The sequence below is a fragment of the Variovorax sp. RTB1 genome, from assembly GCF_035018765.1.
GTDB lineage: Bacteria > Pseudomonadota > Gammaproteobacteria > Burkholderiales > Burkholderiaceae_C > Variovorax.
In genome coordinates this window covers 195,808-219,585 of record NZ_JASJXG010000001.1, presented here as the reverse complement: position 1 = coordinate 219,585, position 23,778 = coordinate 195,808, and the positions used below count along the sequence as shown (strand labels likewise).

Sequence of the window (23,778 nt, the reverse complement as noted above, 5' to 3'; positions counted from 1 at the left end):
CCTTATCGCTTGGCGCAGATCAGCGGCTCAGTGCCGATGCACTGCCGACTCACCCGCTTTCAGGCGGTACACCGTGCCGCAATACGGGCACTTGGCTTCTCCCATGCGTGCTACGTCGAGGTAGACCTTGGGGTGCGCGCTCCAGAGCTTCATGTCGGCCAGCGGGCTCGGGCAGTGGACGCCGCCCTGGTGATTGAGTTCTTTCGCGAGCAGTTCGATGACGGCGGTGGTCGACATGGTGATAGGGGTCTTCAGACTTTAGTTAGCCAATGGGCGTATTTGGGATTTTTGCCGTTCACGATGTCGAAGAACGCGCTCTGGATTTTTTCGGTTATCGGGCCGCGGGAACCGCCGTCGCCACGGTTGCCGATCTCGATGCGGTCGAGTTCGCGAATCGGCGTCACTTCAGCCGCGGTGCCAGTGAAGAAGGCTTCGTCGGCGATGTAGACCTCGTCGCGCGTGATGCGTTTTTGCACGAGCTCCAGCCCCAAGTCCTTGCAGATATGCAGGATGGTGTTGCGAGTGATGCCGTTGAGCGCACCGGCCGACAGGTCGGGCGTGTAGACCACGTCGCCCTTCACCACGAAGATGTTTTCACCGGCGCCTTCGGAGACGAAGCCGCTGGCGTCGAGCAGCAGCGCCTCGTCGTAGCCGTCGTCGAGCGCTTCCATGTTGGCGAGGATCGAGTTGGTGTAGTTGCTCACCGCCTTGGCCTGCGTCATGGTGATGTTGACGTGGTGCCGCGTGTAGCTCGACGTCTTCACGCGGATGCCGCGGCGCATGCCTTCTTCACCGAGGTACGCGCCCCAGGCCCAGGCCGCAACCATCGCGTGGATCTTGTTGCCCCTGGGGCTGACACCGAGCTTCTCGGAACCAATCCAGATCAGCGGGCGCAGGTAGCAGCTTGCGAGCTTGTTCTCGCGCACGACCTGCTTTTGCGCCGCCATCACTTCTTCCTGCGAAAAAGGGATCTTCATGCGCAGGATCTTGGCGCTGTTGAAGAGGCGCTCGGTGTGCTCGGCAAGACGAAAGATCGCAGTGCCATCGACCGTGTCGTAGGCCCGAACACCTTCGAAGGCGCCGCAGCCGTAGTGCAGCGTGTGGCTCAGGACGTGGACCGTGGCATTGCGCCAGTCGACCAGTTCACCGTCCATCCAGATCTTGCCGTCGCGGTCGTCTAGGGAAGCGGGAGGCGGTACGAGGGCGCTCATGTCTTGGTCCTTTGGGGGCGTGTGGAAATGCTGTCGCAAAAGCTTTCGATTTTACGGCGCCGGCGCGTATCGGTATTGCCACGGGCCGGCGCGACGAGAGGCCCACAATGGACGGCTCTGCCAATCACTCGGAAAAGGGTTTCAGTGTCCGTCTTCAAGAACGTCATCGTCTATCGCATCGAACCATCGTGGTCTCAAACATCGACCCAGGCCGAAGAGGCCCTGGGCGCCAACCGCTTCGTGGCCTGCGGCCCGTCGCAAGAAAAGTCCGCCGGCTGGACCGAGCCCCGCGGTGAAGAAAACGGGCCGCTGGTCGAATCCATCGGCGGCCAGTGGCTGCTCGAGTACATGATCGAGAGCAAGGCGCTGCCGGCCTCGGTGATCCGGCGCAAAGTAGAGGAACGCGCCGCGCAAATCGAGGCCACCACCGGCCGCAAGCCGGGCAAGAAAGAAAAGCGCGACCTGAAGGAAGACGTTACGCACGAGCTGCTGCCGCTGGCCTTCACCAAGCATGCACGCATCATGGTGTGGATCGACCCAGCCGAGCGCCGCCTGGTGGTGAACGCCAGCAACGTGTCGCGCGCCGACGAAGTCGTGACCAGCCTGGTGCAGTGCCTCGAAGGTTTTTCGGTGGCACTGCTGCAAACGCAAATGGAGCCGGCCGCCGCGATGTCGGAGTGGCTCTCCAGCCAGGAACCGCCGGCCGGCTTCACGATCGACCGCGAATGCGAACTGCGCGCCAGCGACGAATCGAAATCCGTCGTGCGTTACGCCAAGCACGCGCTCGACATCGAAGAGGTCCGCCAGCACATCGCCGATGGCAAGCGGCCGACGCGCCTTGCGATGACCTGGGACGACCGCGTGTCGTTCGAGCTGACCGACGCGATGGTGATCCGCAAGATCGTGTTCCTCGAGGGCACCGACAGTGCAGTCGCAAACAAGGGCGGCAAGGAAGACAACTTCGATGCGGATGCGGCGATCGCGACAGGCGAGCTGGGCCAGCTGGTGCCTGAATTGCTCGAGGCGCTTGGCGGTGAGATGCAGCTGGGTGCATCTGCGGCCGATGCTGCGAACGACACGGTCGCGAAGCTGAAGGCGCAAGGTGGCAAGTCGCCCGGAACCTCGGCCAACGGCCCCACGGCCAAAGAACTCGCGGACGAATCCGCGCCGTTCTAGCGCGCCAAGGTAGACGGGCCGGTGGGAGTGTCTTCCGCCGGCACGTCGGGCCGCGTCAACGCCCATTCCTTCAACTTGCCGCCGACGAAGGTCGCGTCGACCCACGAGTTGCCGTTGTCGGTCCAGCGGTACAGCTCGGGCTGCGTGCCTTCTTGCGACTTCGGCTCTCCGAGCGCGCGCGTCATCGCGACCACGTGCATCAGCGTCGAGCCCGGCTTGAGCTTGGCGTTGAGCATGACGGCGCTGTCGACGTAGCCCACAGGCCGCTCGGCGGCGCGTTGCAGCACCTTCATCGCGCGGTTGAAGTGCAGCAGCAAAAACATGACGATGGCGCCGCCGACGAGCGCGACGCCCTGCCAGCCGTAGCTTCGATAGGCTAGCCCTAGCAGCACGATACCGACCAGCGGCACGAGGATCTTCCGGAAATTCATGAACCGATTGTCGCCGGGGCGCGGCTGGCGTTACCTGCGGGAGCGCCCAGCGCTACTCGACCCAAATTCCCGGCGCTTCGCTGACCGTGTCGACGACATTGCGTTCACGGGCATCTGCCCGGGCCACCGAAAAGTGTATGAAGCTCTCGCCTTCGCGCTTGTCTTTTTCTGTTGTTCGTCTTTCCCTCGCCGGCGCATTCGCGGCCGCCGCGTTGAGCGGCTGCTACATCGTGCCGTTGCAAACGCCACCGCCGCAGGTGCCGTCCCAGCAGTTGTTTCCGGTCGCAACGATGCCGATGGCTGCGCCGCAAACGATGGTGACGCCGCTTCCGATGGTGGCGCTGACCTTCACCGCACGCCTCTACCCGGCCAACGCCGAAGCAGTCATGTACGGAACGATCACCGGCACCGTCACGAACGACATGAACGGTCGCGGCTACTTCAACGCGACGATCGCCGGCGAGCAATTCCAGGGTGAGTCGACGCGGCAAGCGGGCAGTTCGCAGCGCAGCGGCATCGCCAATGCCAGCGGCACGCGCGGCGGCATGCTGAGTTGCCGCTACACGATGAATTCGGCAACGCTCGGCAGCGGCACCTGCGTGCTGAACAACGGTCCGGCCTTCACGATGCACATCGGCTGACCAAGGCTTGGCCTGCGCGCAGCTACTGAAGCTGCCGCACCACGTCCATCGCTTCTTCGATGCGCTCGACCGGATGAACGGTCAGCCCTTCGATTTCCTTCGCGCCCTTTCTGGGCGCGTTGGCTTTTGGGACGACCGCCACGCTGAAGCCCAGCTTGGCGGCTTCTCGCAGACGCTCCTGGCCGCGCGGCGCCGGCCGCACTTCGCCGGCCAGGCCGACTTCGCCGAACGCGATAAAGCCCTTGGGCAAGGGCTTGCCGCGCAGGCTCGAAGTGATGGCCAGCATCACGGCCAAGTCGGCCGCCGGCTCGCTGATGCGCACGCCGCCGACCGCATTGACGAACACGTCCTGGTCCATGCAGGCGATGCCCGCATGACGGTGCAGCACCGCCAGCAGCATGGCGAGGCGGTCGCGGTCCAGGCCGACCGACAACCGCCTCGGACTCGGCCCGCCGCTGTCGACCAGCGCCTGGATTTCGACCAGCATCGGCCGCGTGCCTTCGAGCGTGACCAGCACCACGCTGCCGGGCACCGGCTCCGCGTGCTGACTCAGAAAGATCGCGCTCGGGTTGGTCACGCCCTTCAGCCCGCGCTCGGTCATGGCGAAAACACCGATCTCGTTGACCGCGCCGAAGCGGTTCTTGATGGCACGCACCAGCCGGAAGCTCGAGTGCGTGTCGCCCTCGAAGTACAGCACCGTGTCGACCATGTGCTCCAGCACGCGCGGGCCGGCCAGCGCGCCTTCTTTGGTGACGTGGCCGACCAGCACCACTGCAGTGCCGCTGGCCTTGGCAAAGCGCGTCAGGTGCGCCGCGCACTCGCGCACCTGCGCGACGGAGCCGGGCGCCGACGTGAGTTGATCCGAGTAGACGGTCTGGATCGAATCGATGACCGCGATCGCCGGCCGCGTGGCGTCGAGCGTGGCCAGGATTTTTTCGAGCTGGATCTCGGCCAGAACCTGCACCTGCGAGTGATCGAGTCCGAGCCGCTTGGAGCGCAGCGCTACCTGTGCGCCGCTTTCTTCGCCGGTGACGTAGATCGCGTTTTGCCCGGCGCGCTGGAGCGCATCGACAGCCTGCAGCAGCAGCGTCGACTTGCCGATCCCCGGATCGCCGCCAATGAGAGTGACGCCGCCCGACACGATGCCGCCGCCGAGCACGCGGTCCAGCTCGTCGAGCCCGGTCGGCGTGCGCGCCATGTCGGTGGCTTCGATGTCCGACAGGGTGGCGAGTTCGGCAGCGCCGGCCAGAGCGGTGAACACCGGAGCGCCGAAGCGGTTGTTGGCGCTGCCGGGTTGCACCGCAGCAGCCTGTTCGACCAGCGTATTCCATGCATCGCAGCTCGGGCACTTGCCGAGCCATTTCGCGCTCGTGCCTCCGCATTCGGTGCAAACGTAGATGCTTCTGTCTTTGGCCATGGGCCTGCGACTATAAAGGTGGTCGCCGCCGCTCACCCCGCACACACGGAGACATCGCGCCATGCCGCACCTTCGCATCGAATACACCGCCAACCTCGAAGACGAACTTCGCATCGACGAACTTTGCGAACACCTGCGCGCGACGCTCGTCGGCACGCTCGACGACAGCGGCGCGCCGGTCTTTCCAATCACCGGAACTCGGGTGCTGGCCTGGCCGGCGCAACAGTTCGCGGTGGCCGACGGCGCGCCCGATCGTGCATTCGTCTGGCTGCAACTGCGCATCACGCCAGGCCGCAGCGATGCGCTCAAGAAGAAAGTCGGCGACACGCTGATGGCCGCCATCGAAATGCATTTCGCGCCCATTGCCGCCGGCCGTGCGCTCGGGCTCACCTTGCAGATCGACGAGGGTGCCGAGGTCTACGCCGGCAAACTCAACAACCTCGCCCAGTACCTCTGAGCCATCTTCAAGACCTTTCGACACCTCTGACATCATGAAAATCTGCATCTACGGTGCCGGCGCAATCGGCGGATGGATCGGCGTCGCCCTTGCCCAAGCTGGTGAACGGATCAACGTCGTGGCACGCGGCGCGACGCTCGATGCCTTGCAACGGAACGGCCTGTCGCTCGTGCGTGGCGACGAGCGGCTGCACGTGCCGGTCCACGCAGTGGCGAGCCCAACCGAGTTCGGACCACAAGACCTGGTGGTGGTCGCGGTGAAGGCGCCGGCGCTGGCTGGCGTGGCTGCGCAGATCGCACCATTGATCGGTCCCGACACCATCGTGTTGACCGCGATGAACGGCGTGCCCTGGTGGTTCCTCGAAGGCGGCTTCGGCGGCACGCTGGCCGGCTCGAGGCTGGCAGCGGTCGATCCCGACGGCGCCATCGCCGCCGCCATCCCGGCGTCACATGTGATCGGCGGCGTGGTGCATGCGAGCTGCTCGCTCGACGCGCCCGGCGTGGTGCGGCACCACTTCGGCAACCGGCTCATCATCGGCGAGCCGGCCGGTGGCGCCTCACCGCGCGTGACCGAACTGGCGGCGCTGCTGACCCGTGCCGGCATCGAATGCAGCGTGTCGCCGCAGGTCCAAAAAGACATCTGGTTCAAGCTGTGGGGCAACATGACGGTCAACCCCATCAGCGCACTGACCGGCGCCACCACCGACAAGATCATGTCCGACGATCTGGTGCTCGGCTTTATTTCAGCGGTGATGCTGGAGGCCAAGGAGATCGGCGCGCGCATCGGCATCTCGATCACCGACAGCCCGGAAGACCGGCATGCCGTCACGCGCAAGCTCGGCGCGTTCAAGACCTCGATGCTGCAGGATGTGGAGGCGCATCGCGCCATCGAGCTCGATGCGCTGGTGAGCGTGGTGCGTGAACTCGGGCAGCTGACGAAGGTGCCGACACCGTTCACCGATGCGCTGCTCGGGCTGGCACGGCTCAAGGGTCGGGAGCTCGGGCTTTATTGAGTCTGCGCTGAGTCGCTCGCGAAGTCGGCCCGCTCAGTCGACCGCGAACGGAACCCGCGGCGCCACCGCGCACATCAGCTCATAGCCGACCGTGCCTGCCGCGCGCGCAACTTCGTCGATCGGCAGCAGCGTGCCGTTGGCGGCGCGGCCCCACAGCGTGACGTCGCTGTCGAAACCTGCGTCCGGCACGGGCGTGAGGTCGACCGTGATCATGTCCATGCTGACGCGCCCGACCATGCGCGTGCGCACCCCGTTCACCAGCACCGGCGTGCCGGTGGTGCAGTGCCGGGGATAGCCGTCGGCATAACCCACCGCCGCCACGCCGATGCGCAGCGGCCCTTCGGCGGTGAAGCTGGAGCCGTAGCCGACGGTGTCGCCGGCCTGCAGCGTCTGCAACGCGATCAGCCGCGTGGAGAGCGTCATGCCGGGCCGCAGTTGCCAGTGTGACGCGTCGTGCTCCGGGAAATCCGGCGCGCTGCCATACAGCACGATGCCGGGCCGCACCCAATCGCCGCGGGCCAGTGCCGGGTGCCGCAGCGTGGCGGCACTGTTTGCGATCGAGCGCTCGCCGGGTAAGTCGCGCGTGGCGTCTTCGAACACTTCGAGCTGATGCGCGATGCCACGCGCGCCGTCGGCGTCGCTGAAGTGCGTCATGAGCGAAATCTCGTCGACCTGCGGCAACGCGTTGAGTCGCGTCCAGGCCGACCTGAAACGCGACGGTGCAAAACCGAGCCGGTTCATGCCGGAGTTCATTTTCAGGAAAACGCGTTGCGGTGCCTGCGTCTTGTGCGCGGCGAGCATGTCGATTTGCGCGTCGCAATGCACGGTGTGCCAGAGGTCGAGGCGGGAACAAAGTTCGAGGTCGCGCGGCTCGAACACGCCTTCGAGCAGCAGCACCGGACCGCGCCAGCCGAGCGCGCGGACCCGCTCGGCTTCGGCCAGGTCGAGCAGCGCGAAACCGTCGGCGCCGCGAAAGCTGTCGAACACGCGTTCAATGCCATGGCCGTAAGCGTTGGCCTTGACCACCGCCCACACGCGCGAATCGAGCGCGGCACGACGCGCACGCTCGAGGTTGTGGCGCAGTGCGTCGGCGTGAACGGTGGCAAGAATCGGACGGGGCATCTCGGACTCGTTTTTGAATGTGCAAAAGAATGTGCGAAAAAAGGCGCAATGCCCACAGAAAACACGGGTGGTAGTGCTCATTTTGGCATCGCAACCCCATGCTATAACCGCCCATCCGCCTGTAGCGGAAGCCTTTTTTTCACTATTGCCAGCAGCCCCCTCTCTGGCCATTCAGCCCCTCGATGAAGCGCGGTTTTTACACGATCATGTCGGCCCAGTTCTTTTCGTCACTGGCCGACCAAGCGCTTTTCGTGGCCGCCGTCGAACTGATGAGAAGTGCCGGCGCACCCGAATGGCAGCGTGCCGCGCTGGTGCCGATCTTCGCGGTCTTCTATGTGGTGCTGGCACCGCTGGTCGGTGCCTTCGCAGACGCTTTGCCCAAGGGCAAAGTGATGTTCATCAGCAATGCGATCAAGGTGGTCGGGTGTCTGATGATGTTGTTCGGCACGCATCCCTTGCTGTCGTATGCCATCGTCGGGCTCGGCGCCGCGGCGTACTCACCGGCCAAGTACGGCATCCTGACCGAGCTGTTGCCGGCATCGCAACTGGTCAAGGCCAACGGCTGGATCGAAGGGCTGACGATCGCATCGATCCTGCTGGGCATCGTGCTCGGCGGCACGCTGGTCGGGCACACGGTGTCGAGCCATCTGCTGCGGTTCGATCTGCCGTTCATCGACACCGGCGTCGACACGCCGCCGGCCGCCGCGATCAGCGTGCTGATCTTCGTCTACGCATTGGCGGCCTGGTTCAACACGCGCATCCCGCACACGGGCGTGGAGATGCGGTCGCTGCGCAGCAACAAGCAGCATGGCCTGGTGCGCAACATCGCATCGTTGTTGCCCGACTTCTGGCACTGCAATGCACGCCTCTGGCGCGACAAGCTCGGCCAGATTTCGCTCGCGACCACCACGCTTTTCTGGGGCGCTGGCGGCAACTTGAAGTACATCGTCATCGCCTGGGGTTCGGTGGCACTCGGCTACAACACGACGCAGGCGTCCTGGCTGACCGGCGTGGTCACCATCGGCATGGCGGTCGGCGCTGTAGCGGCGTCGATGCGCATGCGGCTCGACACCGCTACGCAGGTCATTCCGATGGGCATCGGCATGGGCGTGCTGGTGATCTGCATGATCTTTATCGGCAACGTGTGGCTTGCTGTGCCGTTCCTGATTTTGTTGGGCGGATGCGGCGGATTTCTGGTGGTGCCGATGAACGCGCTGCTGCAGCATCGCGGCCACAACCTGATGGGCGCTGGCCGTTCGATCGCCGTACAAAACTTCAACGAGCAAGCCTGCATTTTGCTGCTCGGTGGTTTTTACAGCGCGTGCACCGGCCTCGGCCTGTCGGCCAACGCCGCCATCACCGCTTTCGGCGGACTGGTCGCCGGTTTCATGTGGCTCATTCGCCGCTGGCATCTGAGCAACTTGCGGAAATACCCGGAAGAGGTGCAGCATCTGCTTGCCATCGCGCGCAGCGACAAACACCACTGACCCAGGAAGACACACCACATGACCACCGTCTACGATTTCGACGCAACCCAGATCGATGGCAAGAGCGTGCAGCTTTCAAGCTATCGCGGAAAGGTCTTGCTCATCGTCAACACCGCGAGCAAATGCGGGTTTACGCCGCAGTTCGAGGGGCTCGAAAAACTGCATGAAAAGTACGCTGCGCAAGGCCTGACGGTGCTTGGCTTTCCGTCGAACCAGTTCGGCTCGCAAGACCCCGGCAGCAACGAAGAGATCGGCGCGTTCTGCACCAAGAACTACGGCGTCAGCTTTCCGATGATGGAGAAGATCGACGTCAACGGCAGCGGCGCTGCACCGCTGTACCAGTGGCTCAGCAAGGAGAAGCCTGGCTTGCTCGGCAGCACGGCCATCAAGTGGAACTTCACCAAGTTTTTGTTGGCGCGCGACGGCAGCGTGTTGAAGCGCTATGCGCCGCTCGACACGCCGTCATCGATGGAGCGCGACATTGAGAAGGCGCTGGCTACGGCCTGACAGACACGGCGCCCGCGCAAGGCGGCGCCAGCTCACGTCAGATCAAAAGCGGAAGTCGACCGACTTCGACCCGCCACCCACGGTGACCGCCTGCTTCTTGGAAGCGCTGCCAGCATCGGCGTTGACGACGTACTTTCCGGCAGGGAGATCGATCAGGCATACCGGCCCGTTGGCGCGAAACGCCAACGCGGTCACGTTGTTTTCGTTCTGAATGCTGACCGCGACGTCGGCCTCGTAAGCGCCGTCGGCACGCGCGAACAACAGTGCCAGCGGATGCTCCTTCATGGCGGCGCGAAAGGCTGTCGATTCGTCGGAGCCGATGCCGCCGCAGACGTAGCGCGCGGCGCCCTCGCCACGCATGGCCGGCATAGCGGATTGCGCCGCAGCGATTGTTGTGACGCCGGGCAACACCAGGCAGGCTGCGGCGACAAAAGCGATCCGGGTTTTATTGAACATGGTCAGACATTCCTTGAATCAGGGAACTCAAGCGTCGCCGCAACTGCCGGCGTTCAGGGTCGGACCGGAGCGCCAGACCAGGTCAGGGAAACAGCAGTTCCTTGGTGATGCTGACACAGCCGTTGCCGGCCGTAGGCATCAGGTAGATGTGATGCGTCGGGCTGATCGGGACGACGCCAATCGACTTGCCCACGACATCGAGCGGCTTGGCGTAGCCGAGGTCCTGCACCGCAACTTGCGCGCACGGCTTGCCCCACACGTCGATCATGTCGTAGCCCACGTCGCACCCGCCACGCCCGGTCGGTGCGAACACCGCGCTGACGAAGCGCGTGCCCGTCGGCTCGGCGCGCTCGACCGACGCTGCAAACGCGGAGGCATCGGGCGCTACCGGGTTGGTCATCAGCATGGCGGCGAAAGCGCCTTCGGGCCCGGTCAGGGCCGGTGCGACGCGATGCATCGTGCTCATGCATGTACCGATGCCGGCTTGCGCGGTCAATTGCTCCAGCGCATTGCGCGACGGCGGGGCTGGTGCAACCGGCTGAGCCTGCTGAACCTTTGCCGACACCAGCGTGGAACAGACCAGCAAACTGCACAGGAGCGAGGCACGAATGCGGCCGCCGCGACGCGACTCAGCTGGCGCGCCCCGCGCTGTCATTGCTGCCCCGCGACTTCGATATCGACGCGGCGGTTCGGTTGCAAGCAAGCCACCAGTTCGGGCGTGACCCGCTCGCCGGCGCATTGCGTCACTGGCTGCGTTTCTCCGGCACCGTAGGCACGCACCAGCTTGCCGTCAAGGCCCTTGCCGATGAGGTAGTTGCGCACGGTGCTGGCACGCGCTTGCGACAACGTCACGTTGGACGCGTCGGAACCGATGCGGTCCGTGTGGCCGGTGATGATGATCGAGCTGAGCACGACGCCGTCGCGACGCAGTTCCAACGCCAGTGCTTCGAGCCGGCCGCGACCTGCAGGCAGCAGATCGTTGAAACCGGACTTGGCGAACTTGAACAGACCATCGGCGCCCAATGTCAGGCGGCGCGTGGTGGGCACGGGTGCCGGCGCCGGTGCGGCCATCACCACCGGAACGGCTTGCGCCATCACCACCGGATTCAGATAGCGTTCGCAGGCAACGCCTTTCCAGTGCGTGCTGGCCGCGCGATAGACATCGTCGACCAGATCGAACTTCACCTTGAATTGGCAGGTGATGTACTCATTGCCCTTGCCCGTGTAGAAGTTGAAGGCGTAGTCCCATTCGCGGACACCGAAGAGGCCTTCGCTGTACTGCGGATTGCCGAGTTCGAGCCGCACTTGGTCCTTGCTCAAACCGGGCGTGATGCGCCGCACATGGTCGGGGCCGACGAACGATCCGGTCTTGAGATACGAGCTGTCGAGCGACGGAAAGTTGACCTCGCCTGCGGCCGCGGCGGACGCCGCAGGTTGCGCTTGCTGCGCCGAAGCCACGAGGCCGGCACACGTGAGCACCACCAGGCCGAAGGTGGCGCGAACGAAACGAAAAGATGAGTGCGATGACATGGTGTCTATCTCCGGAAAAGTGGGATGAAGGAGGAGTTGGATGCGAATGAAGTGGTGGTCGCTCTCATCCCGTCAGTCCCAAATCCCCGACACGCCCGCGCGCACCGCCACGCCGCCCGCACTGGCCGACACGCCACCCGTCACGCTCCATCGTCCGTTGTCCGCCGTGCGACGCAACGCGATGCCGACCGCACCCTGGCTTTGGTAGTAACCCATGCCAGCCGCATAGGTCGTCTTGCCCGCGATGTACGGGGCGCTTTCCAGTGCCATCGCCGACGCCACGCCGGCGTAGGCTTTCCGGGCCACACCGTCGATGTTCCCTTGCAGCCCGTTGACGCGCGCATCTGTGTACGCATTGGCAGACGCCACGCCCGCGTTCAGCTGCTGCACGTTCACCGCATCGTTCGGTGCTACGCCGTTGGCCACGTTGCCCAGCGTGACCGGCCCAGTAGAGTTGCTGTTGCCCAGGTTGACCGAGTTGTAGTTGGTCGTGCCGGCGGTGGTGGTGTCGTACTTGACCGCGTTGTTGTCCAGCGTGGTCACGGAAGTCTGCACCGCCTTCAACTGACTCACGTTGACCGCGTCGCTGTCGACCGAGCCTGCGGCCACGCCGTTGATCTGGCGCAGCTGACCCGAGGCCGCATTGCCGACCGACACACCTGCCAACGTGCTGGTGGTGGCATTGACCGCTGCGGTCTGTGCCACGCTGGCGCCGGTGGGGACGTAGCCCTTGGCGCCTGCCGCCGTGCTGGCGATCGAGCCGGCACCCAATGCCACGCCGCCTGCCACGTTGACAATGCTGCCGGCACCCAACGCAATGCCCTGCACCGCTGCGGCCGACGCATTGGTACCCATGGCAATCGAGTCGGCCAACTGCGTGTTGGCACCTTGACCGATCGCGATGCTCCCCGGTGCCGAAATCTGCACCGTCGCCCCATTGCCGATGCCGATCGCGTTGTTGCCGTTGACCACCGTTTGCGGACCGACCGCCACCGATTCATTACCGACGGCCAGCGAGTCCGCCGCCGCGGAATTGGCGTGGAAGTACTTGGTCGGCGTGACCGCGAAAGACTGCAACGCACCGGTCAACTGACGCACCGTGACCGCGTCTTGCGACTGCGTGCCGTCGGCCACGTTGGTGATCTGACGGTAGCTCGTGGCGTTGCCGACCGACACGGCGCCGAGCAGGGTGCGGTCGGTGGTGTTGTAGGGGACCATGAAATTGCCGGCCGCGAGGATGCCGGTGCTGGGCACGAGGGCTCGGTCGGAAACGGAAGCGGAGCCGAGCGCGACGCCGCCTGCGACTGCTGCGTTCGCACCATTGCCGATCGCCGTGGTTTGACCGCCCGATGCCAAGGCACCCACGCCGGCAGCCAAGGCATTTGTACCGGTCGCGCCGTCGTTGGCATAGTTGGAGCCAGCGGTTTGATCTGCGGAATTGACGCTGTAGTAATGCGTAGCGCCGGCCGCAACCGTGGACGTCAGCGCGTCGGCCACCGCATACAGCTGGCTGCCATTGATCGCGTCGGTGCTCAATGCAGTGATCCGCCCTGCCCCGACGTTCGTGATCTGCCTTTCACCACCGGCAACGCCGGTGCCCACGCTGACCACGCTGGTCGGTGCGCTGCCGGCGAATGGTCCGTACGTATGGCCGTTGACTGTCGCGCTGTTGGTGGGATTGGGTGCTGCCGTGACCGAACCGGAACCCAGCGCCACGTCGTCTACAGATGCGTTGGCGATACTTCCGTAGCCAATGGCAATTGCTCCGGCGGTCTGCGCTGAAGCAAAGCGGCCAAAGGCCAATGCACCTCCCGCATTTGCGTTGGAGAAGGTACCTAGAGCGATGGTGTCAGCGGCCGCTGCGCGCGCAAAATTTCCGATCGCGATCGTGTCGTGTTCATTGGCCACGCTGGCAACCGCTTGATTGCCGATAGCAATCGAATTGGTCCCGCCAAAATCAGTAGTGTTCGCTCCCGCTCTGGCACCGCTGCCGATGGCAATCTGAGACAGGTTCGTTGCTTGTGCAGTTCCGAAGGGCGTCGCACCCGCAATAGCGCCCGCGCCAACTGCGACCGAACCATTGGTCGCGAAGGTGTTGCCACCGACCGCCACGGCGCCGCTCCCGGCCGCGTTGGCCTTGGAGCCCAGAGCAACCGCCGCCACGAAAACGCCGCCGGAAGAGCTGAAGCCATAGTTGGCTGCCGCCGAGTCGGCCCCGATCGCAATGTCGCCAGCCACGGTTTGCGGTGTCACCACCGTTTTGACGCGTGCATTGCGTCCAATGGCGATGCTGTCGGCACGGTTGGCGTTCGCGCCCTCACCGAGGGCGGTGGCACCCGCCGCACCTGCGGTTGCGCTGGCACCCACAGCCAGCGAGTTCACACCCGTCGCCGAGGTGGCGTACGGGCCGGCATTGCCCGACCGAATTGGGAAGTCGATGGCGGCCGTCTGAGCTGCTACAGCATTCAACTGACTCCCATTGACAGCATCCGTGCTGGTCGAATTGATAAGGCCGGCCGCGACGTTCTGGATGCGTCGTTCGGCGCCTGGACCACCGACGGAAACTACACCGATTGGCGTACCGCCCGCGTAGTTGAAGGTCTTGCCGGCAATGACGCTGCTGTTGTAGGCCGTCGTCCCCGCAGTCGTTACGCTGGCAGTAGCGCTGTCGAATGCATTCGCTCCCAATGCGACCGAGTTGTCGACCGTGTTGACGGCGTTCAGGCCCAGTGCGATGCCGGTGCTGCCACTCGATGCGGCGCCCACGCCGATGGCCGTGGTCAGATTGCCGGTCGCAGCAGCGCCGGACCCCAGTGCAATGCCTGCCGAGCCCGTCACCGACGCACCTTCGCCGATCGCGGTGGCGTTGGTGACGTTGGTCGCAGAAGCCCCGTAACCGAAGACCGAGTTGGTATTGCCGGTGCTTACCGCGCCCGCGCCCACGACCGTGCTGAAAGCGGCGTTGGTCGCCGAGGCGCCCTCACCGATGACTGTGGACTGGGTCGAAAGAATGTCGGATTTGGCACCGATTCCGATCACAGTTTGCTGAGTGCCTGCAGCGAGGCTGTTAGCACCGAGCGCCATGCTGTTCTGGCCCGCTGCGTTGGCGTTGTAGCCGAGTGCAGTCGAGAACGAATACGCACGACTGGCCTCGCCCACGGCCGTACCGTTGCCGCTGGTGGCCGCTGCAGTCGAGCCGACGGCGAGACTGTCCTTACCCGTCGCCGAAGTCGTAAAGGGACCGGTATTGCCAGACCGAATCGGGAAGTCGATCGCAGATGCCGCTGCACTGACCGCCTTGAGTTGGCTCACATTGACGGCGTCCGTAGGGGCCCCGCCCGCAGCCACATTGGTAATGCGCCGCTCGCCACCTGCGCTGCCCACGCTGACAACGTTGCTACCGATAGCCGTGCCGCTTACAGTGCCCGCGCCTGGGTTGTACGAAGCCACGGTCGATGCCGTCACTGTGCTGTTGTTGCCAATGCCGACGGCGCCATCGAGGCCCGCGGCAACGGTCACGTTGTTGCCCAGCACAACGGCGTTGTTCGACGCAACTGTGTTGCCTGTTCCAACCGCCGCCGAGTTGTTTCCGCTCACCGTGTTGTACGAGCCGACTCCGGTGCTAGAAGAGCCGCTGACAAGGTTTCCAGCCCCCAAGGCCGTGGCAAGGTAATTGGTCGCTTGGCTACCGGTTCCGACAGCCGTGGCGTAAAAATCAGTTGCGAGTGCATCGCTGCCGATGGCAATCGCCTGCTGCGCAGAGGCATTGGCCCGCAGTCCGATGGCCACCGCCTGCTTGCCCGCGCTGACCGCGTCTGAGCCCAATGCAACCGTAGTGTCGCCCACCGCTTTTGCGTCCACACCGATGGCGATGGCATCCAGGCCAATGGCACCGAGGTTGTCTGCATTGGTCCCGCCCACGGAGTTGACGCTGAAGTATTTGATTTTGCCGGCGGCAACGACCTGACTCAACGAAGTCAACTGACTTACGTTAACGGCATCGGTCGCCACCGAACCCGCCGCCACATTGGTGATGCGGCGTTCGGCACCGGCTGCACCAACGGACACTTCACCCACTGGCGTCGTGCCCGCGAGCGTTCCGGTGGCAGGGTTGTAAGCGGTATTCGCTGTGAGTGCGGCAAGCGTCGCGCTGGTGTTGGAACCCGACCCCAGTGCCACGCTGTTGGCATAGGCCGCATTGGCGTTCGCGCCGACGGCCACGGCCCCCACACCGGTCGATGAACCCGCATTGGCACTGGAATTGGCGCCGACAGCAACCGATCCATCGCCGATGGCGGTGTTGGTGTCGCCCGAAGCCACCGCCCCGTTGCCGGTCGCCGTGTTGTTGCGCCCAAAAGCCACCGCACCGTTGCCGGTCGCGGTGTTCGGGTCGCCAATCGCGACAGCGCCGTCGCCGACGGCAGTCTGACCCCGCCCGATGGCAACCGCGCCACCGGTGGCGCTGCCCGAATTGGCGTTGGTGGTCGCGCCGATGGCGACGTTCTGGCCTGTGGCGCCGGTGGTGGCCGTGTCGCCGATGGCGACCGAGGAGATACTGCCGGCCTTGGTTCCGATACCAATGGCGGTGGCGCGGTCGAACGCCGTGCCGACGCCTGTGCCGATGGCGATGGCGCTGACGCCCGACGCCGAGGTGGAGGTAAAGAGCGATCCGCCGCCGATGGCAATGGCGCCGTTGCCCGTGGCCTTGCTGAAGGTGCCGACCACCGTCGCACCGGTGCCGCTAGCGTTGCTGGAAGCACCCAGGGCCGTGGAAGCCGTGCCGACGGCCGAGCTGAACCCGCCGACCGAGGTCGCGTAGCCGTCGCCCAGGATCGAGTCACCGGCACCGGTGGCCTGTGCCCGGTAGCCCAGTGCCGTGTTGTAGGAGCCGCCAGTGGTTTTCGCGTAGCCGCCGAAAGCCGATCCGCCCTGGTGGTCGTTGATGAAGCCGTTGGAGTCGGTGGCCAGTGCCGAACTGCCGAAGCCGACAGCAGTACCCATTTTTCCGGCGGTGTTGGGGGCGGCAGGCTGGTCGGAACCACCAATCGCGATGGCGCCGTTGCTGCCGGAAGCGTTGGCGTTAAGTCCGATCGCAATGCCGGATGTGTTGGCCGCGGCGCCGTTGCCGACAGCGACGCTGTTGGCACCCGCCGCCACAGCGAGCGGTCCGATGGCGACACTCTCGGCACCGATGGCGCCTGAATTTGTCAAGGTCGAATTGCCAACCACGTTTGAATTGGCATGAACGTACGGCACCTCGCTATTGGAAATCCATTGGGCGCCGTTCCACGTGTACAAGCCCGGGCTGACACCGTTCGCGCCGGTGGTTGTGGCCGTGTTGTAGACCTGCATGCCGGCGGTCATGGTGTTGCCGGTCAGGCCGAAAACATTTGCGGCCGTCAAAGGCACGCGGGCTGTCAAAAACCCCTGCGCAGAGCCGCCCGCTTGACCGATCTCGGCTACAGCACTTGCATCGCCGCCACTGTTGATACCGGAGTTTACGATGAGAGTCTGCGCAGCCGCAGGCACGGCCAACAAGGCCATCGTGACCGACAACGCAACGAGGCCAGAGGTTGCACCACTGCGACTCTTTTTCCCGCGCCCTCCAACAACTTCCGACACCGCGACCCACGCACCTTGCGCTTCGCTCCAGATGCTCTTAAATGACCGGTTCATCGTCGCTTCCCCTGATTGATGCCGCGGTCAAAAAGTGCCTTGGCAGTGGGGCGCGAGTATCTGGTCGCATTCTCGCGAGACGTGGGTACTAAGTCGCGGTCTCAGGTGGAGCTGCAACTCTCTTTAACGATGCGTGAAGCATTTAACAATTGCGCTCGCCGCAAGTGTCACCTCAATGTTTCCGAAAAGAAATTAAATGTTAAGAAACGCCACGGAAGACGCTTCTTTGACTCTTCTCTAACTACCGGGTCAATCCGCAGAAATCGCAGCGTCGAGCAACTCGATCCAATGCCTCACCGGCACGCCGCTGCCGCTCTGCAAATGCGTGATGCAGCCGATATTCGCCGAGGCGATGACGCTCGGTTGAAGTTGGTTCAGGTTGCCGAGCTTGCGATCGCGCAGCGGATAAGCGAGCTCGGGCTGCAGCACCGAATACGTCCCGGCCGAGCCGCAGCAAAGATGCGCTTCGTTGAGCGAGACGCGCACATCGAACCCTAGCGCGCGCAAGTTGACTTCGACGCCCCCACGCAGCTTTTGGCCGTGCTGCAAGGTGCATGGCGGGTGGTAGGCGATAACGCCCTCGGGCGGCTTCACACGCGCCCTGAGCACGGGCACCAGGTCGGGCAACAGCTCGCTCAGATCTTTGGTCAGTTCGCTGATGCGTCGGGCCTTGGCCGCGTATGCCGGATCGTCGCGCAGGATGTGCCCGTATTCGCGTACCGTGACGCCGCAGCCGGATGCGTTCATCACGATGGCTTCGACTTCGTCGCGTTCCACGTGTGGCCACCACGCGTCGATATTGGTGCGCATGTTCGCTTTACCGCCCTCTTGGTCGTTGAGGTGAAACTTCAACGCACCGCAGCAACCGGCCTCTCTGGCGATGACGGTCTGGATGCCCGCAGCATCGAGCACACGCGCGGTGGCGCTGTTGATGTTCGGCATCATCGACGGCTGCACGCAACCGGACAGCATGAGCACCTTTCGCGCGTGCTGGGTCGTCGGCCAGATACCGGCGTCCTGCTTGGCGGGCACCTTGGCTTTCAGCGCGGCGGGCAGCAGTCCGCGCACGGCCTGGCCGACCTTCATGGCCGGTCCAAAGAGCGGCGACGGCAGGCCTTCTTTCAACAGCCAGCGCGTGGCCGATTCCATTGCGGGACGTGGCACTTTTTGGTCGACGATCTTCCGGCCGATGTCGACCAGGTGGCCGTACTGCACACCGCTCGGGCAGGTCGTTTCGCAGTTGCGGCAGGTCAGGCAACGGTCCAGATGCACTTGCGTACTGCGCGTCGGCTGCTTGCCTTCGAGCACCTGCTTGATGAGGTAGATGCGGCCACGCGGGCCGTCGAGTTCGTCGCCCAGCAATTGATAGGTCGGACAAGTGGCGGTGCAGAAGCCGCAGTGCACGCACTTGCGCAGGATGGCTTCAGCCTCTTGTCCGTCTGCGGTGTCACGAAATTCAGCGGCGAGTTCGGTTTGCATGTGGGGTAGTGGCTGGCCTTGATAGCTGGCTGTGTTGGCTAACGTGTTGGCTGAAGAAGCGAGACGACTCAAGCTTCCGGCATCAGCCGGCCGCGGTTGAAGATCCGGTGCGGGTCGAACTCTTTCATTAGCGCGCGATGAATACGCGCCAACGGCACGCTCAGCGCATCGAACCTTGCAGCCGGTGCGCTTGCATCGGTCGCTTCGGTACGGCCCCCCGCCCTGAACAGGGTTGCATGACCGCCGACCGCGCGGGCGGCTGCGCGCATGCGCTCAGCTTGCCCTTGCCCGGCCTGGTACCAGCGCTGGCCGCCATGCCATTCGATCCACGGCGAGCCATCGAGCGAGAGCACCGGCGCAGTCTGCGGCACCGACAGGCGCCAGAGGTCATCCGCGTTGGCCGAAGCACCGCCGTTCGCCTCACGGTCGGAGAACCACGGATGCTGCTGATCGCGCAACGATTGCCAGCCGGCTGCAGCGGGTTCTGTGGCCTGAGGCGCACCGCCCAGATGACGGCACGCCGCGTCGACCGCCGCGACCGCACCGCGCAAGCGCAACGACAACACGCCCGCACCATCGCGCCGTCGCCACAGGCTGGCGTTCAGCGGCAGTGGACGACCGCCCCATTCATTGATCAGCCGCAATGCATCGGCCTGCTCGCAAGCGAACTCGATCGTCGCTTCGGCCGGCACGACGGGCAGCACCTTCAGGCTCACCTCAGCGATCACGCCGAGCGTGCCGAGGGACCCGGCCAGCACGCGCGAGACGTCATAGCCCGCGACGTTCTTCATGACCGTGCCGCCGAAGTGCAGCACCTCGCCGCGACCATCAACCAGCGTGGCACCGAGCACGTAGTCGCGCACCGCCCCCACGCTGGCGCGCGACGGCCCGCTCAAGCCGGCAGCGACCATGCCGCCGACGGTGCCACCGCGCACGCCGGGGTTGGCCGGATGCGCAAAGCGCGGTGGCTCGAAAGGCAGGCATTGGCCCTGGTCGGCCAGCAGCGCTTCGAGTTCGGCGAGCGGCGTGCCGGCACGGACGGTGACCACCAGCTCGCTGGGTTCATAGCTCGTGATGCCGGTGAGCTCGCTGGTCGCGAGCGGCTCGCCCGAAGCCACCTCACCATAGAAATCCTTGGTGCCGCCACCGCGAATGTCGAGCGGCGTGGCGTCGGCCGCAGCAGCGCGCACGCGCTCGACGATGCGCTGGAGTTCAACGGAGTTCGTCATCGTGTCAGTCCTCGAAGAACGCCACCGGCAACCCCGGTGTGTCGACGCGCATGGAGACGACGCAACCCGAGGCCGGTCGCTCTTCGAGTTCCTCTGCGGGACGTCCCTTGCGCACGCTCGTCACGAACAGCGTCTTCAAATCATCGCCGCCGAGGCACGGCATGGTCGGGCACTGCACGGGCGTCGCGATGGCGCCGACCTGCTTGCCACTGGGCGCGAAGCGCAGCAATTGACCGCCCTCGTACATCGCTGCCCAGTAGTGGCCCTCGGCATCGACCGTGGCGCCATCGGGGCGCCCCGCATAGCGCACCGGCGACGATGGCGTCCAGCCCGCCGGCTTGGCCGCGAACTGCTCGAACACGCGCGGCCGCGTCAGCGTATTGGAATCGGCCACCCAGTCCCACGCGCGGATGGCATGCGCCGCCGTGTCCGACCAGTACAGGGTGCCGGCGTCGGGAGAGAACGCGAGGCCGTTGGCGGTCATGGCATCACCGGCCATGCGCTGCAAAGCCGGTGCGCGCCCGTCACGCATGTCGAGGCAATAGAGCTCGGCGTTGGACTTGTCCTTGACCTCGTTCAATGTGCCGGCCCAGAAACGGCCGAGCGGATCGCACTTGCCATCGTTGAAACGCATGGTGCGCGTGTCGTAGTCGACACCGACCAGTTGCGTCAGCGCGCCGCCCCATGTCTTGGCCCGGTAGATGCCATCGCGCAGTGCAATGACCAAACCGCCCCGCCGCGCCGGCGCCATGCAGCCCGGCTCGCTGGGCAGCGCCCATCGCTCGACGGTCGCGCCGGCGGCACCGATGTCCCCACGAGTCCGCAACACAGCACGTCCAGCGATATCCAGCCAGTAAAGAGATCGTTCGCCCGGGTGCCAGAACGGCGATTCACCCAGTTCGCAAAGGCTGTCGTCAAGCGTGGTCCACATGGAGGTAATTGTGCGTCACCGCCGCCCATAAAAAAGGCCACCGGAAGGTGGCCTTTAAATTCCAAAGACACCGCGGATCCTGCTTCGCCGATCCGCTGGTGTCGCCCCCCGCAGGGGGGAGGAAAGCGACACGAAGTGCGCAAAGCCCTTGGGGGGTTACCTGTTGTATGCGGTCTCGCCGTGCGAAGAGATGTCGAGGCCTTCGCGCTCTTCTTCTTCCGTCACGCGCAGACCGATCGTCAGGTCGGCGATCTTGTAGGCGATGACCGAAACCACGCCCGACCACACGATGGTCAGCACCACAGCCTTGAGCTGGATCCAGACCTGTGGGCCGATTTCGCTGGTGACGACGCTGGCCGTAACCCAGTCGCCGACGATGCCGGGGCCGCCGAGCGATTGCGTGTTGAACACGCCGGTCAGCAACGCGCCGACGATACCGCCGACACCGTGCACGCCGAAGACGTCGAGCGAGTCGTCTGCACCGAGCAGCTTCTTCAGACCGGTCACGCCCCAGAGACAAGCGAAGCCAGCGACGAAGCCGATGATGATGGCACCCATGAGGCCGACGTTGCCGGCGGCCGGCGTGATGGCGACGAGGCCGGCGACAGCACCCGAAGCGGCACCCAGCATCGAAGCCTTGCCCTTGTGCAGCGCTTCACCGATGCACCATGCGAGCACGGCGGCGGCGGTGGCCGAGAAGGTGTTCATGAAAGCCAGCACGGCGCTGGTGCCGGCTTCGAGGGCCGATCCTGCGTTGAAGCCGAACCAACCCACCCACAGCAGCGAGGCACCGACCATCGTCAGCGTCAGCGAATGCGGCGTGAAGGCTTCCTTGCCGAAGCCGATGCGCTTGCCGATCATGAAGGCACCCACGAGGCCGGCAACGGCTGCGTTGATGTGCACGACAGTACCGCCTGCGAAGTCGAGCGCGCCCCACTGCCAGATCAGGCCCGCCTTGGAGTTCATCGAGTCGACGACTTCCTTGCTTGCGTAGGCGTCAGGGCCCATCCAGAACCAGACCATGTGCGCGATGGGCGCATAGCTGAAGGTGAACCACAGCACCATGAACAGCAGGATGCCGCCGAACTTGGCGCGCTCGGCAAAGGCACCGACGATCAGGCAGCAGGTGATGCCGGCGAACGTGGCCTGGAAGGCAGCGAACAGCAGTTCAGGGATGTAGACGCCCTTGCTGAAGGTCGCGCCGGGTGCGAACACGCCGGTGGCCGGATCGAAGATCCCCTTCATGAAGAGCCGGTCGAACCCGCCGACGAAAGCATTGCCTTCCGTGAACGCCAGGCTGTAGCCGTAGATGAGCCACAGCACCACGATCAAGGAGAACGTGACCATGACCTGCATCAGCACCGACAGCATGTTCTTGCTGCGGACCAAGCCGCCGTAGAACAGCGCCAGGCCCGGCACGGTCATCATGATGACGAGCAGCGTGGACACCATCATCCAGCTGACATCGCCCTTGTCGAACTTGATGACAGGGGCGGCAGCGGCAGGCGCTGCAGCAGCGTCGGCTGCCGGAGTCGCAGCAGCTGCTGCGGCAGGGGCCGGAGCCGCTGGCGCAGCGCTGGCCGCAGGTGCAGCCGCTTCGGCGGCCGGCGCCGGGGTCTGCGCTTGCACCGAGGTGACAAACGCAGAGCCAGCGGCAAACACGCTCAGGCCGAGCGCGAGGGAGACGAGCAGTTTTTTCATTTCAGTTGTTCTTTCGTGCCTTGATCTCAGAGCGCTTCACGGCCCGTTTCGCCGGTGCGGATGCGAACAACCTGCTCGAGGTTGTAGACAAAAATCTTGCCGTCGCCGATTTTTCCGGTGCGGGCGGCACCCTCGACCGCTTCGATCACGCGCTCGACCAGCTCGTCGGAAACGGCTGCCTCGATCTTGACCTTGGGCAGAAAGTCGACGACGTACTCAGCGCCACGGTAGAGCTCGGTGTGGCCCTTCTGGCGACCGAAGCCCTTGACCTCGGTCACGGTAATGCCCTGCACGCCAATGGCCGACAGTGCTTCGCGCACTTCATCGAGCTTGAATGGTTTGATGATGGCTGTAACCAGCTTCATGATGTTCTCCTTGAGATAAAACCGACGGGCGCGGCGGCGGTCGCCGCGCTTTCTATTTGGAGGGTCAGAACGTCTTGGTCAGCGTGGCGATGAACTGCGCCTTGTTGATCGACTGGGTCTGCGCGCCGATCGGGCCAAAACCCGGTTCCACGACCGCCAGGTAGGCGTCTTTCTTGTTGGCACCGACCACCGCACCGGCCAGCGACAGGCCACCGCCAAAGTCCCACGACGCGCCGACGTTGTAGTCGACATAGCTCTTGTAGCCCGTGTTTTTGCGGATGTCGCTGCTCAGGCGCGTGTAGCCGACAGCAGCCTTCAACGTCAGATGCGGGATGACTTCCTTGGCATACGACAGGTTCAGGTAGCCGCTGTTGCGGCCCTTCAGGCCCGAGCCGTTGGCCGCGCCGGCAAAGCCGAAGTAGTCCTTGGACACCGTGTGCGAGTACTTCGCGGTGAAGGCGCCCAGGGCGTCGTCGCTGTAGGTGGCAGCGCCGTAGAGTTCCGTGGTGTTGCCCAGGTGGTTGCCCGGGTACACATAGGTCAGCACGCCGAAGTCGAGGTCGAACACGCCGACCTTCATCTTGTAGCCACCGTAGATGTCCATCTCGATGCTGTTGCCCGAGAGCCAGTTGACGCTGGAATTCCAGTTGCCCACGTAGAAGCCGCTTTCGCCGAAGGCGTAGTCGAAGCCGCCCTGCACTGCCGGCTTCACGCCACGCGTCTTGTACAAACCGTTGTGGCCGATGGTGTCCTGGTCCTGCCCGCGGAACTTGTAGTTCGTGGTCAGCGAGATGTTGGCAGTCAGGGGGGACGTCGCCGCAGGTGCCGCAGCCGGATCGGCGGCCGGTGTCGTCTGGGCCAGGACGGCACCCGTCGCGGTCAAAGCGGTGGCCAGGACAACCAGGGTCTTGGCGGCGGTACGGTGCATCATCGGGTAGCTCCTCAGGGGG

At 64.6% G+C, this 23,778-nt stretch carries 21 protein-coding genes; 6 read left to right on the top strand and 15 right to left on the bottom strand.

Annotation, left to right across the window (positions count from 1 at the left end; translation table 11 throughout):
• Positions 1–27: 27 nt before the first annotated feature.
• On the bottom strand, positions 28–237 hold the full coding sequence (locus QN397_RS01015; RefSeq protein WP_323499828.1) for a zinc-finger domain-containing protein: 210 nt from the start codon (positions 235–237) through the stop codon (positions 28–30).
• Between the two features lie 14 nt (positions 238–251).
• Positions 252–1,211, bottom strand: a complete 960-nt coding sequence (locus tag QN397_RS01010; RefSeq protein ID WP_187053913.1) for a branched-chain amino acid transaminase — start codon at positions 1,209–1,211, stop codon at positions 252–254.
• 144 nt (positions 1,212–1,355) lie between these two features.
• Between QN397_RS01010 and QN397_RS01005 the strand changes: the two genes are divergently transcribed.
• Complete coding sequence (locus tag QN397_RS01005; RefSeq protein WP_323497267.1) at positions 1,356–2,387, top strand: recombination-associated protein RdgC; 1,032 nt, start codon at positions 1,356–1,358, stop codon at positions 2,385–2,387.
• Here the strand turns inward: QN397_RS01005 and QN397_RS01000 are convergent.
• Positions 2,384–2,818, bottom strand: coding sequence for a glycerate kinase (locus QN397_RS01000; RefSeq protein WP_323497268.1), 435 nt, complete (start codon positions 2,816–2,818; stop codon positions 2,384–2,386). The genes QN397_RS01005 and QN397_RS01000 overlap by 4 nt on opposite strands.
• A gap of 137 nt (positions 2,819–2,955) precedes the next feature.
• On the opposite strand from QN397_RS01000, the gene QN397_RS00995 reads away from it, so the two are divergent.
• Positions 2,956–3,459: a hypothetical protein gene (locus QN397_RS00995; RefSeq protein ID WP_323499827.1), complete on the top strand. Its 504-nt coding sequence runs from the start codon at positions 2,956–2,958 to the stop codon at positions 3,457–3,459.
• 22 nt (positions 3,460–3,481) lie between these two features.
• Here QN397_RS00995 and radA read toward each other — a convergent pair whose 3' ends face one another.
• A complete protein-coding gene (gene radA / locus QN397_RS00990; RefSeq protein WP_323499826.1) occupies positions 3,482–4,876 on the bottom strand; it encodes a DNA repair protein RadA in 1,395 nt (464 codons plus the stop codon).
• Positions 4,877–4,937: 61 nt separating this feature from the next.
• Between radA and QN397_RS00985 the strand changes: the two genes are divergently transcribed.
• Positions 4,938–5,333: a 5-carboxymethyl-2-hydroxymuconate isomerase gene (locus tag QN397_RS00985; RefSeq protein WP_323497270.1), complete on the top strand. Its 396-nt coding sequence runs from the start codon at positions 4,938–4,940 to the stop codon at positions 5,331–5,333.
• 34 nt (positions 5,334–5,367) lie between these two features.
• Positions 5,368–6,345: a 2-dehydropantoate 2-reductase gene (locus QN397_RS00980; RefSeq protein WP_323499825.1), complete on the top strand. Its 978-nt coding sequence runs from the start codon at positions 5,368–5,370 to the stop codon at positions 6,343–6,345.
• A 33-nt stretch (positions 6,346–6,378) separates the two neighbouring features.
• Here QN397_RS00980 and alr read toward each other — a convergent pair whose 3' ends face one another.
• Positions 6,379–7,467: an alanine racemase gene (alr, locus tag QN397_RS00975; RefSeq protein WP_323499824.1), complete on the bottom strand. Its 1,089-nt coding sequence runs from the start codon at positions 7,465–7,467 to the stop codon at positions 6,379–6,381.
• A gap of 182 nt (positions 7,468–7,649) precedes the next feature.
• Between alr and lplT the strand changes: the two genes are divergently transcribed.
• Together lplT and QN397_RS00965 are read left to right on the top strand one after the other, a co-directional pair.
• A complete protein-coding gene (gene lplT, locus QN397_RS00970; RefSeq protein ID WP_323499823.1) occupies positions 7,650–8,954 on the top strand; it encodes a lysophospholipid transporter LplT in 1,305 nt (434 codons plus the stop codon).
• A gap of 18 nt (positions 8,955–8,972) precedes the next feature.
• On the top strand, positions 8,973–9,461 hold the full coding sequence (locus QN397_RS00965) for a glutathione peroxidase (protein WP_323497274.1): 489 nt from the start codon (positions 8,973–8,975) through the stop codon (positions 9,459–9,461).
• Between the two features lie 42 nt (positions 9,462–9,503).
• On the opposite strand, the gene QN397_RS00960 is transcribed toward QN397_RS00965, so the two are convergent.
• From QN397_RS00960 to QN397_RS00915, 10 genes are all read right to left on the bottom strand, one after another.
• Entirely contained in the window at positions 9,504–9,917 is a 414-nt protein-coding gene (locus QN397_RS00960) for a carboxypeptidase regulatory-like domain-containing protein (RefSeq protein WP_323497275.1), read from the bottom strand.
• Positions 9,918–9,999: 82 nt separating this feature from the next.
• Positions 10,000–10,572: a hypothetical protein gene (locus QN397_RS00955; protein ID WP_323499822.1), complete on the bottom strand. Its 573-nt coding sequence runs from the start codon at positions 10,570–10,572 to the stop codon at positions 10,000–10,002.
• On the bottom strand, positions 10,569–11,447 hold the full coding sequence (locus QN397_RS00950) for an OmpA family protein (RefSeq protein WP_323497277.1): 879 nt from the start codon (positions 11,445–11,447) through the stop codon (positions 10,569–10,571). Before QN397_RS00950 ends, QN397_RS00955 begins: the two co-directional genes overlap by 4 nt.
• Positions 11,448–11,519: 72 nt before the next feature.
• Complete coding sequence (locus QN397_RS00945; protein WP_323499821.1) at positions 11,520–17,123, bottom strand: ESPR-type extended signal peptide-containing protein; 5,604 nt, start codon at positions 17,121–17,123, stop codon at positions 11,520–11,522.
• Between the two features lie 249 nt (positions 17,124–17,372).
• Positions 17,373–18,602, bottom strand: a complete 1,230-nt coding sequence (glcF, locus tag QN397_RS00940; RefSeq protein WP_323499820.1) for a glycolate oxidase subunit GlcF — start codon at positions 18,600–18,602, stop codon at positions 17,373–17,375.
• A gap of 68 nt (positions 18,603–18,670) precedes the next feature.
• Positions 18,671–19,831 carry a glycolate oxidase subunit GlcE gene (gene glcE / locus QN397_RS00935; RefSeq protein WP_323499819.1) on the bottom strand — a complete coding sequence of 387 codons (1,161 nt, stop codon included), beginning with the start codon at positions 19,829–19,831 and terminating at the stop codon, positions 18,671–18,673.
• A gap of 4 nt (positions 19,832–19,835) precedes the next feature.
• A complete protein-coding gene (locus QN397_RS00930; RefSeq protein WP_323499818.1) occupies positions 19,836–20,762 on the bottom strand; it encodes an SMP-30/gluconolactonase/LRE family protein in 927 nt (308 codons plus the stop codon).
• Positions 20,763–20,918: 156 nt separating this feature from the next.
• Positions 20,919–22,463, bottom strand: coding sequence for an ammonium transporter (locus tag QN397_RS00925; protein ID WP_323499817.1), 1,545 nt, complete (start codon positions 22,461–22,463; stop codon positions 20,919–20,921).
• Between the two features lie 26 nt (positions 22,464–22,489).
• On the bottom strand, positions 22,490–22,828 hold the full coding sequence (gene glnK / locus QN397_RS00920; protein WP_187053895.1) for a P-II family nitrogen regulator: 339 nt from the start codon (positions 22,826–22,828) through the stop codon (positions 22,490–22,492).
• A 64-nt stretch (positions 22,829–22,892) separates the two neighbouring features.
• Positions 22,893–23,756: a TorF family putative porin gene (locus QN397_RS00915; protein WP_416352185.1), complete on the bottom strand. Its 864-nt coding sequence runs from the start codon at positions 23,754–23,756 to the stop codon at positions 22,893–22,895.
• Positions 23,757–23,778 lie beyond the last annotated feature (22 nt).

Bases quoted from the DNA above. Each gene is read 5' to 3' on its own strand.
- QN397_RS01015 (WP_323499828.1), bottom strand. From the start codon at position 237: ATGTCGACCACCGCCGTCATCGAACTGCTCGCGAAAGAACTCAATCAC.
- QN397_RS01010 (WP_187053913.1), bottom strand. From the start codon at position 1,211: ATGAGCGCCCTCGTACCGCCTCCCGCTTCCCTAGACGACCGCGACGGC.
- QN397_RS01000 (WP_323497268.1), bottom strand. From the start codon at position 2,818: ATGAATTTCCGGAAGATCCTCGTGCCGCTGGTCGGTATCGTGCTGCTA.
- QN397_RS00995 (WP_323499827.1), top strand. From the start codon at position 2,956: ATGAAGCTCTCGCCTTCGCGCTTGTCTTTTTCTGTTGTTCGTCTTTCC.
- radA (WP_323499826.1), bottom strand. From the start codon at position 4,876: ATGGCCAAAGACAGAAGCATCTACGTTTGCACCGAATGCGGAGGCACG.
- QN397_RS00985 (WP_323497270.1), top strand. From the start codon at position 4,938: ATGCCGCACCTTCGCATCGAATACACCGCCAACCTCGAAGACGAACTT.
- QN397_RS00980 (WP_323499825.1), top strand. From the start codon at position 5,368: ATGAAAATCTGCATCTACGGTGCCGGCGCAATCGGCGGATGGATCGGC.
- alr (WP_323499824.1), bottom strand. From the start codon at position 7,467: ATGCCCCGTCCGATTCTTGCCACCGTTCACGCCGACGCACTGCGCCAC.
- lplT (WP_323499823.1), top strand. From the start codon at position 7,650: ATGAAGCGCGGTTTTTACACGATCATGTCGGCCCAGTTCTTTTCGTCA.
- QN397_RS00965 (WP_323497274.1), top strand. From the start codon at position 8,973: ATGACCACCGTCTACGATTTCGACGCAACCCAGATCGATGGCAAGAGC.
- QN397_RS00960 (WP_323497275.1), bottom strand. From the start codon at position 9,917: ATGTTCAATAAAACCCGGATCGCTTTTGTCGCCGCAGCCTGCCTGGTG.
- QN397_RS00955 (WP_323499822.1), bottom strand. From the start codon at position 10,572: ATGACAGCGCGGGGCGCGCCAGCTGAGTCGCGTCGCGGCGGCCGCATT.
- QN397_RS00950 (WP_323497277.1), bottom strand. From the start codon at position 11,447: ATGTCATCGCACTCATCTTTTCGTTTCGTTCGCGCCACCTTCGGCCTG.
- QN397_RS00945 (WP_323499821.1), bottom strand. From the start codon at position 17,123: ATGAACCGGTCATTTAAGAGCATCTGGAGCGAAGCGCAAGGTGCGTGG.
- glcF (WP_323499820.1), bottom strand. From the start codon at position 18,602: ATGCAAACCGAACTCGCCGCTGAATTTCGTGACACCGCAGACGGACAA.
- glcE (WP_323499819.1), bottom strand. From the start codon at position 19,831: ATGACGAACTCCGTTGAACTCCAGCGCATCGTCGAGCGCGTGCGCGCT.
- QN397_RS00930 (WP_323499818.1), bottom strand. From the start codon at position 20,762: ATGTGGACCACGCTTGACGACAGCCTTTGCGAACTGGGTGAATCGCCG.
- QN397_RS00925 (WP_323499817.1), bottom strand. From the start codon at position 22,463: ATGAAAAAACTGCTCGTCTCCCTCGCGCTCGGCCTGAGCGTGTTTGCC.
- glnK (WP_187053895.1), bottom strand. From the start codon at position 22,828: ATGAAGCTGGTTACAGCCATCATCAAACCATTCAAGCTCGATGAAGTG.
- QN397_RS00915 (WP_416352185.1), bottom strand. From the start codon at position 23,756: ATGCACCGTACCGCCGCCAAGACCCTGGTTGTCCTGGCCACCGCTTTG.